The sequence below is a fragment of the Candidatus Merdisoma sp. JLR.KK006 genome (assembly GCF_036941035.1).
Taxonomy (GTDB): domain Bacteria; phylum Bacillota; class Clostridia; order Lachnospirales; family Lachnospiraceae; genus Laedolimicola.
Map to the genome: position 1 here is coordinate 1 of NZ_JAYMNS010000085.1, position 917 is coordinate 917.

Annotated in this window: 1 protein-coding gene and 1 pseudogene; both read left to right on the forward strand. The window is 54.1% G+C overall.

Features of this window, described 5'->3' with window-relative positions:
- Positions 1-244 (forward strand): annotated as a pseudogene (locus VSQ61_RS22675) (helix-turn-helix domain-containing protein); the annotation flags it as partial.
- Positions 222-917, forward strand: a 696-nt coding sequence (locus VSQ61_RS22680) for a LytR/AlgR family response regulator transcription factor (RefSeq protein WP_334346578.1), incomplete at its 3' end; no start/stop codon positions are given. The pseudogene VSQ61_RS22675 and the gene VSQ61_RS22680, both read left to right, overlap by 23 nt.

Sequence of the window (917 nt, forward strand, 5' to 3'; positions counted from 1 at the left end):
TGACTACATACTCGGACGCACCGACATAAAGCGTGACTTAAGCAGCCAGTTACGCATGAACCATGAGATGGACAGGTATTACGATATCATATTGCGCTACCAGCGCCTGTCGGACATCAACAGGAAGACTTTCCGGGTGATGCTGGAACGGCTGGAGCAGGCGCAGGACGAACAGGAGAAACTTGTAACAGGGGATTTACACCGGAAGGAAAATGATGTGGATGGTGAGGATAGCAGTATGTGACGATGACATGCGTTTTACGGCGGAACTGGAAGAAATGGTGCGCCGCGAGGCAGAAGATTCGGGCATCAGCGTGGAGACGGAAGCCTATTCCGATGGCGGCACCCTGGTTGCGGACATAGAAAAGGGCTACCGCTACGACCTGGTATTCCTTGACATAGAGATGGGGAGGGTGGACGGCATAAGCGCCGCGAGGCAGATACGCCGCATCGACCGTTCCGCGCTCCTCATATACGTGTCCGGCTACGAACAGTATTTAAAGGAGCTCTTCGAGGTGGAGCCGTTCCGGTTCCTCTCAAAACCCGTGGACGGGGCGAAGTTCAGGAAATATTTCCGCGACGCCTGTGCCCGGATAGGAGAAACGGAAGCCTACTACCGCTTCTCCTTCAACAAGGAGATCCGGAAAGTTGCGGTCAGGGACGTCGTGTATTTCGAGAGCCGCAACCGGGTAGTGCATATATTCATGGCAGACGGCTCCGAGGAGCGTTTTTACGGCAGGCTCAACGCTGTTGAGAAAGAGCTTTCAGAGGGGCGGCAGGAGTTTCTGCGGATACACCAGTCGTTCCTTGTGAATTATGGTTACATAGAGAAGATGAACTTTTCCGTGGTGACGGTGATATTCGGGAACGGGAAGCGTACCGCCCTGAAGATCAGCGAGGACAGGGAGAAAGCGGTG